Here is an 8,070-nt window from a genome sequence, read left to right as displayed (position 1 = left end):
CCCCGCTCTCGTTGCCCCGCCTACGCCGGGATGTAGTCGAACGTGTCCGGGTCCGGACCCGTGCGGTGGCCCTTGTCGAGCGACGAGATCGCGGTCATGTCGTCGTCCGAGAGCTCGAAGTCGAAGATCGCGAAGTTCTCCTCGACCCGGGCGCGCGTGACCGACTTCGGGAAGACGATGTCGCCGCGCTGGATGTGCCAGCGCAGGACGACCTGCGCCGGGGTCTTCTCGATGTTGCCCGCGATGCGCGTGATGGTCTCGTCGTCGAGGACGAGGCCCTGCGCGATCGGCGACCAGGCCTCGGTCGCGATGCCGTGCTCGCGGTCGTAGGCGCGGAGCTCGTCCTGCGTGAGGTACGGGTGCACCTCGATCTGGTTCACGGCCGGGGTGATCGTGGTCTCGGCCGCGAGGCGGTTGAGGTGGTGGGCCTGGAAGTTGCTCACGCCGATCGAGCGGGCGGTGCCGCCGCGGTAGAGCTCCTCCATCGCCTTCCACGTCGGCACGAAGTCCGACTTGGTGGGCAGCGGCCAGTGGATGAGGAAGAGGTCGGTGTAGCCGCCGAGCAGCTCGGCCGACTTCTTCCCGTTCTCCAGCGCCGCCTCGGGGTCGTGGAAGCCGTTGTTGAGCTTCGACGTGACGAAGATCTCCTCACGGGGGATGCCGGACGCCTCGATGGCCTCGCCGACCTCCTTCTCGTTGCCGTACATCTCGGCGGTGTCGATGTGGCGGTAGCCGACCTCGAGCGCTGCGAGCGTGGCGTCCTTCGTCTCCGACGGGTCGATCTGGAAGACCCCGAAGCCGAGCTGCGGGATGGTCTTGCCGTCGTTCAGGGTGATGTTCGGAACGGTCATGGTCCGAGTCAACCAAAGCGCGCCCAGCCCGCATTCCGGGAACGTTCAGGCCGGGCGGGCCGCCGCCCGTCCGACGTACCCCGCTAGGCCAGTGCGGCCGTGATGTACGCCTGCAGCGCGAGCCCGTAGGCCTCGGCGGCGTCGTCCGAGGTGAACGAACGATCAGCACCGTCGATCGTCGCGACCACCGTGAAGCCGGCCGACAGCGACACGAACGCCGGCCCGAGCAGCTCGCGCAGCTGGTCCTCGCGCGGGAGCCAGAGCGACTCGGCGGCGTCCACCGAGTCGAGTGCCCACTCGGTCGTGCCGTTGAACCCCAGCACCGTGCCGGACGGGTAGTCGTGCCGCTCCACGGTCATCTCGGACACCGTGTAGACGTCGTCGTCCACGCCCGGCTTGTCGATCACGAACCGGTCGCCCGTCGTCGGGTGCCACCGGAGTCCGGCGTCACGCAGGGCGGTGGCGAGTGCAACACTGATCACGCTTCCCAGCCTGCCACTCGCGGTCCTGCAAGGTCGCCGTACTAGCATCGCCGGGCACCCCCACGCGCGATCGCACCAGCGTCCGCGCGCGCGACGCGACGACGCCCGGCCGACCGGTGCAGCGCCTCCAGGCCGAGACCCCGGCCCCGGGGCGGGCCGCCGGCCGGCGCCCCGACCGTGGCGGACACCGACCCCTCCGCCGAAGAGAAGGACCCGCATGACCCTCGAACGCGAGGAACTCCGCGACGACTGGACCGTCACCCTGGCCGAGGGCCCCGGTGCGCCGGACGGCGTCGCGGGCCGCGTCATCCCGGCGACCGTGCCGGGGCAGGTCCACACCGACCTCGAGCGCGCGGGCCTGCTGGCGGACCCGACGTTCGACCGCGACGAGGACGCGGGGAAGTGGGTGGGACGGGCGGACTGGTCGTACCAGCGCACCGTCGACGTCGACCCGCGCGGTTTCGAACGCGTCGATCTCGTGTGCGACGGACTCGACACCGTGGCCGAGCTGAGCCTCGACGGCGTCGTGGTCGGGACCACCCGGAACATGCACCGGCGGTACCGCTTCGACGCGCGCGACGCCACCGGCGGTGTCGGCCGCGGCAGCAAGACGCTCGAGATCCTGTTCGAGTCGCCCTACCGCGAGGCCGGACGCGTCGCCGCGAAGGCCGGCAGCATGCCCGGTCCGTACGACGAGCCGTTCCCGTACATCCGCAAGATGGCGTCGAACTTCGGCTGGGACTGGGGACTGACGGCGGTGACGAGCGGTCCGTGGCGACCGGTCGCGATCGAGCGGTGGTCCACGGCGAGGCTCCGGGACGTCCGGCCGCTCGTCGACGTCGAGGCGGGGGAGGGCGTGCTCGACGCGCACATCACCGTCGAGCGCTCGGGACTCAACGACCTCGACCAGGACGGCGAGGACGACGACCTCGTGCTCGTCGTCACCGTGAGCGGCGGGACGGCCGACGGCGGGACCACGCGGCAGCGCTCCCGCGCCCAGCTGACGCCGAAGGACGACGAGACGGTCGTCACCGTGCGCGTGCCCGAGGTCCAGCGGTGGTGGCCGCGCGGCTACGGCGCACAGGAGCTCTACGACGTCGTGGTCGAGCTGCAGACGGTCGACGGCGAGGTCCTCGACCGCTCGACCTTCCGCACCGGCTTCCGCTCGACGCGCATCGACACGACGTCGGACCGGGTCGGGAAGCCGTTCAACGTGCACGTCAACGGCACCCTCGTCGACGTCCGGGGCGTGAACTGGATCCCGGACGACGTGATCGTCTCGCGGGTCACCCGGGACCGCGTCGAGGGGCGGTTGCGCGCCGCCGCCGACCTCAACGTCAACCTCGTGCGCGTCTGGGGTGGCGGCGTCTACGAGTCGCGCGACTTCTACGAGGTCTGCGACGAGCTCGGACTGCTCGTCTGGCAGGACTTCCCGTTCGCGTGCTCGGCCTACCCCGAGGGCGAGCCGATCCGCAGCGAGGTCATCGCCGAGGCCCGGGACAACGTCGCCCGGCTCTCGCGGCACCCGTCCCTCGTGCTCTGGAACGGGAACAACGAGAACATCTGGCTGCACGAGGTCGACGGCTGGGCCGCCGAGCTCGGGGACCGCGGCTGGGGCCTGGACTACTACCTCGACCTGCTGCCGACCATCGTCGACGCGGTCGACCCGTCCCGCTTCTACACGGTCGCCTCGCCGTGGTCGGGCTCCGAGTCGCTCTTCGCGAACGACGTCGACCACGAGACGCACCACTCGTGGGAGGTCTGGAACCGCCTGCCGGACACCGCCTACCGCGAGTCGGTGCCGCGCTTCGTGTCCGAGTTCGGCTGGCAGGCACCGCCCGCCTGGCGGACGCTCCGCGACGCCGTGCGGGACGCGCCGCTCGCCGTCGACTCGCCCGGCGTCGTCCACCACCAGAAGGCGGCGGACGGCATGGGCAAGCTCGAACGGGGGCTCGCACCCCGGTTCGGTTCCGTCGCACCGGCCGACTTCGACCGGTGGCACTACCTGACGCAGCTCCAGCAGGCACGCGCGATCGCGACGGGCGTGGAGCACTGGCGGACGCACTGGCCCCGGAACACGGGTGTCGTCGTGTGGCAGCTGAACGACCTGTGGCCGGTCTCGTCGTGGTCGGCGATCGACTCGGCCGGGCGGCTGAAGCCGCTCGCGCACGAGCTGCGGCGGCTCTACGACGACGTGCTGCTCACGATCCGTCCGGTCTCGTCGGTCGCGGCTGCGGTCGGTGACGGCGTCGGGTCCGGCCTGGCGGGTGGGTCCGGTGTCGGCTCCGGCCAGGCTGTCGGGTCCGGCGTCGGGTCCGGCGTCGGGTCCGGCCATGCGGCCGGGTCCGGTCCGGTGGGCGGGTCGGAGCAGCCGGGAAGCGCGGATCGCGGCGCCTCGTCGGCCGCCGCCGGGGAGACGGCTGATCTGGGCGACCTGGCGGACACGCTCTCCCTCGGGGTGTCGCCAGGGGCGTTCGGCGGTTCGCCGATCGAGATCGCGGTCCGTTCGACCCGGTCCGGTCACGACAGCGTCGTCCGGGTCCGGCGCGTCACCGTGGCGGGCACCGTCCTCGCCGAGGTCTCGCTGCCCGTCCACCTGTCCGCCGCCGGGGTCGCCGTCGTGGCGCTGCCGGAGTCGGTGGGAGTCGTGGACGACCCGACGAACGAACTCGTCGTCGCCGACATGGACTGGCGACGTGCGGTCTGGACGCCGGCACCCGACAAGGAGATGCGCTGGGAGCCCGCGCGCTACCGGACGGCGTTCACCCCCGCGGCGGACGGCGACGGGCTCGACCTCGTCGTCGAGGCGGAGGGGCTCGTCCGCGACCTGCTCTTCCAGCCGGACCGGGTCGCTGCCGGCGGCACCGTCGACCGGGGCTTCATGACGCTGTTGCCCGGGGAGCGCGTCGCGTACCGCCTGCGGGGTGTGACCGAGGCAGACGTCCCGGCGCTCTCGGCAGCGCCGGTGGCCTGGACCCTCGACGCGGTGCTCGCACGCTGACTGGCTGGCTGCCTGCCTGCCTGCCTGACTGACTGCCGACTGCCGACTGCCGACTGCCGACTGCCGACTGCCGACTGCCGCCTGCCGCCTGCCTGCCTGGCTGGCTGGCTGCCCGTCTGTCGTTCTGCCTGCCTGTGCGAACGGTGTCCGTTCCGGGGCCCGCCTGGGCTTCCGAGCGGGTGCGAGTTACGATGGGAGCACGACGGACTTCCGCCGCACGCGTCGACGGTGACTCGGAGACGGCGACCAGATCCAGATACCAAGGAGTCATGATGCTCGGAAACCTCGGTGGCGTACACCTGCTGATCATCCTCGGGATCATCATCCTGCTGTTCGGCGCGACCAAGCTCCCGGCGCTCGCCAAGGGCCTCGGGCAGTCGATCAACATCTTCAAGAAGGAGATGGGCGACGACGACAAGAAGGCCAAGGGCACCGACGCCGGCGCGCAGAACACCACGGTGACGAACACTGCGGCCGAGCCCGCCCCGCAGCCGGTGGTCAACCCCGGCCCGTCGGTCCAGCCGAACTCGGACTCCAGGAACTAGGACCCCAGCCCCGTCCTGTCGGCAGCCCCCGCGACCCCGTCGGTCGCGGGGGCTTCGTCGTGCACGCCGGACGAGTCGTCCACAGGTCGTCCCAGGGGCAGGCGCGACCGCGCCAGGTGGCGGAGGATGAGCACATGACGACCCCTGCCCCAGCGGCCACCGCCCCGCTCCGCAACGACCGCCGCGTCGTGCTGGTCGTGGCGATCCTGTCGTCCTTCGTGGTCGGGCTCGACTCGAGCGTCGTGAACGTGGCGCTCCCGGCGATCCGCGACGAACTCGGCGGGGGACTCGTCGTCCAGCAGTGGACGGTGGACGCCTACCTCGTCACGCTCGGGTCGCTCATCCTCGTCGCCGGCAGCCTGTCCGACCTGTTCGGCCGTGTCCGGATCATCACGTGGGGGCTGGTGGTGTTCGGGATCGCCTCGGTCGTGTGTGCCGTCGCGCCCACTGGCGAGGTGCTCATCGTCGCCCGGGCGCTGCAGGGCGTCGGCGGGGCGCTCGTCACGCCGAGTGCGCTCGCGCTCATCGTTGCGGCGTTCCGTGGTGCGGCGCAGGCGAAGGCGATCGGGACGTGGACGGCGTGGTCGAGTGCGGCGACGATCCTCGGGCCGGTCGTTGGCGGGCTCGTCGTGGACGGCATCGGTTGGCGGTGGATCTTCGTGCTGACCGCCGTGCCCATCGCCGTGACCATCCCGCTCGTGTCGCGGATCTCGGCGGACGTCCGGGTCGGTCCGCGGGCCCACGTGGACGTGGTGGGCGCGGTGCTGGCCGTCGTGGGGGTCGGCGGTGTCGTGCTCGGGCTCATCGAGCAGGAGCGTCTCGGGTGGGGTGCGCCGGTCGTCCTCACGGCACTGGTGCTCGGCGGGGCGGCGCTCGTGGCCTTCGTGCCGTGGGAGCTCCGCGTCACCCGTCGGCACGGTGCGCCGCTCGTCCCGCTCGAGCTCTTCCGGGCGCGGAACTTCACGGTGGGCAACCTCGCGACGCTCTCCATCTACGGCGCCCTCGGGATGGTGTTCTTCGTGGTGACGCTCTTCCTGCAGGAGGTCTGGCGCTTCCCGGCCTGGCTCGCCGGTCTCGCGACGCTGCCCCCGACCGTGATGCTCCTCGTCCTCTCGACCACGGTCGGTGCGCTCGCCGGCCGCTGGGGGCCGCGGTGGTTCATGGCCGCGGGCCCCGCCATCGCCGCCTGCGGGGCGCTCCTGATGCTCGCCGCCGGTGACGATCCACGGGGCTACTGGTGGTCGGTCCTGCCCGGGCTGGTGCTGATCGGTGCGGGGATCGCCCTGATGGTCACCCCCTTGACGAGCGCGGTCCTCGGGTCCGTCCCGCAGTCCGAGGCAGGAGCGGGATCGGCCGTGAACAACGCCGTCGCGCGGATCGCCGGGCTCGTCATGGTCGCGCTCGCGGGGATCGTGCTCGGCGGTGCGGTGAGCGTCGGGGGACTGCACCGCGCGATGGTGGTGATGGCGTTCCTGCTCCTCGCCGGTGCCCTCGTGAGTGCCGTCGGTATCCGGAACCCGCGGCGGGAATCTGCCGCCGCGGACGCAAGTTGAGTGGAGTAGACTCAACCTCAGGACCACCGCAACGAAAGGACGGAACGCATGGCGAACCTCCAGGGCGCTCCTGACTCGCAAGAACGACAGAAGACCGCCCTCGAGCAGTACGGCGTCGACCTCACGGCGATCGCTCGCAACGGCAAGCTCGACCCCGTGATCGGCCGCGACGCCGAGATCCGGCGCGTCTCCCAGGTGCTGACGCGCCGCACCAAGAACAACCCCGTGCTCATCGGGGAACCCGGCGTCGGCAAGACCGCCGTCGTCGAAGGACTCGCCCAGCGCATCGTCGCGGGCGACGTCGCCGACTCGCTCAAGGACAAGCGCCTCGTCTCGCTCGACATGTCCGCCCTCATCGCCGGCGCCAAGTACCGCGGCGAGTTCGAGGAGCGGCTGAAGGCCGTGCTCAAGGAGATCAACGACTCCGACGGGCAGGTCATCACCTTCATCGACGAGCTGCACACGCTGATGGGCGCCGGCGGGGGCGAGGGCTCCGTGGCCGCCTCGAACATGCTCAAGCCGATGCTCGCGCGCGGCGAACTCCGACTCATCGGGGCGACGACGCTCGACGAGTACCGCGAGTACATCGAGAAGGACGCCGCGCTCGAACGTCGCTTCCAGCAGGTCTTCGTGGGGGAGCCGAGCGTCGAGGACACCGTCGCGATCCTGCGCGGGCTCAAGGAGCGGTACGAGGCCCACCACAAGGTCACCATCAACGACTCCGCGCTCGTCGCCGCGTCGAGCCTGTCGAACCGGTACATCTCCGGGCGGCAGCTGCCGGACAAGGCGATCGACCTCATCGACGAGGCGGCCTCGCGGCTCCGGATGGAGATCGACTCCAGCCCCGTCGAGATCGACGAGCTCAAGCGCACCGTCGACCGGCTGCGCGTCGAGGAGTTCGCGCTGAAGCAGGAGAAGGACGACGCGTCGAAGGCGCGCCTCGAGACCCTGCGTGCCGAGCTGGCGAGCCGCGAGGGGCTGCTCGCCGAGCTCGAAGCGCGGTGGCAGGCCGAGCGGGCCTCGCTCAACCGGATCGGTGAGCTCAAGCAGCAGCTCGACGACCTCAACGTGCGGTCGCAGCGGGCGCAGCGCGAGGCCGACTACGAGACCGTGAGTCGGCTCGAGTACGGGGAGAAGCCGCGCATCGAAGCGGAACTCGCCGCGGCCGAGCAGGCCGAGTCCGCCGACCGCATGGTGAACGACAGCGTCACCGACGAGGACATCGCCGCCGTGATCGCCCAGTGGACCGGCATCCCCCTCGGCCGCCTGCTGCAGGGCGAGACCGAGAAGCTCCTGCACCTCGAGAACGAGCTCGGTCGGCGGATCATCGGGCAGCGCACCGCCGTCTCGACGGTGTCCGAAGCCGTCCGCCGCACCCGCGCCGGCATCTCCGACCCGGACCGACCGACGGGCTCGTTCCTGTTCCTCGGCCCCACCGGCGTCGGCAAGACCGAGCTGGCCAAGGCGCTCGCCGAGTTCCTCTTCGACGACGAGAAGGCCCTCGTCCGGATCGACATGAGCGAGTACGGCGAGAAGCACTCGGTGGCGCGGCTCATCGGCGCCCCGCCCGGGTACATCGGGTACGAGGCCGGCGGGCAGCTCACCGAGACCGTCCGGCGTCGCCCGTACTCCGTGGTG

6 protein-coding genes are annotated in these 8,070 nt (G+C 71.3%); 4 read left to right on the top strand and 2 right to left on the bottom strand.

All coding sequences use genetic code 11. The annotated features are described in order from the left end of the window. Positions 1–20: 20 nt before the first annotated feature. Both I5E_RS05780 and I5E_RS05775 read right to left on the bottom strand, forming a co-directional pair. Positions 21–851: an aldo/keto reductase gene (locus I5E_RS05780; RefSeq protein WP_022906155.1), complete on the bottom strand. Its 831-nt coding sequence runs from the start codon at positions 849–851 to the stop codon at positions 21–23. An 83-nt stretch (positions 852–934) separates the two neighbouring features. Continuing rightward, positions 935–1,333 carry a hypothetical protein gene (locus tag I5E_RS05775; RefSeq protein WP_022906154.1) on the bottom strand — a complete coding sequence of 133 codons (399 nt, stop codon included), beginning with the start codon at positions 1,331–1,333 and terminating at the stop codon, positions 935–937. Between the two features lie 217 nt (positions 1,334–1,550). Between I5E_RS05775 and I5E_RS21280 the strand changes: the two genes are divergently transcribed. From I5E_RS21280 to I5E_RS05750, 4 genes are all read left to right on the top strand, one after another. Further along, positions 1,551–4,334, top strand: coding sequence for a glycoside hydrolase family 2 protein (locus tag I5E_RS21280; protein ID WP_022906153.1), 2,784 nt, complete (start codon positions 1,551–1,553; stop codon positions 4,332–4,334). Between the two features lie 269 nt (positions 4,335–4,603). Then, a complete protein-coding gene (gene tatA, locus I5E_RS05765; RefSeq protein ID WP_022906152.1) occupies positions 4,604–4,879 on the top strand; it encodes a twin-arginine translocase TatA/TatE family subunit in 276 nt (91 codons plus the stop codon). Positions 4,880–5,013: 134 nt separating this feature from the next. After that, positions 5,014–6,432: an MFS transporter gene (locus I5E_RS05755; protein WP_022906150.1), complete on the top strand. Its 1,419-nt coding sequence runs from the start codon at positions 5,014–5,016 to the stop codon at positions 6,430–6,432. 48 nt (positions 6,433–6,480) lie between these two features. Next, positions 6,481–8,070 (top strand): ATP-dependent Clp protease ATP-binding subunit (locus I5E_RS05750; protein ID WP_022906149.1); only part of this gene is annotated, 1,590 nt, incomplete at its 3' end.

The organism is Curtobacterium sp. B18 (genome assembly GCF_000333375.1).
GTDB lineage: Bacteria > Actinomycetota > Actinomycetes > Actinomycetales > Microbacteriaceae > Curtobacterium.
Note: the sequence above shows the minus strand (reverse complement) of the source record. Positions and strands in the feature narration are given on the sequence as shown.

Coding starts and splice junctions, on each gene's coding strand:
- I5E_RS05780 (WP_022906155.1), bottom strand. CDS start 851: ATGACCGTTCCGAACATCACCCTGAACGACGGCAAGACCATCCCGCAG.
- I5E_RS21280 (WP_022906153.1), top strand. CDS start 1,551: ATGACCCTCGAACGCGAGGAACTCCGCGACGACTGGACCGTCACCCTG.
- I5E_RS05755 (WP_022906150.1), top strand. CDS start 5,014: ATGACGACCCCTGCCCCAGCGGCCACCGCCCCGCTCCGCAACGACCGC.
- tatA (WP_022906152.1), top strand. CDS start 4,604: ATGATGCTCGGAAACCTCGGTGGCGTACACCTGCTGATCATCCTCGGG.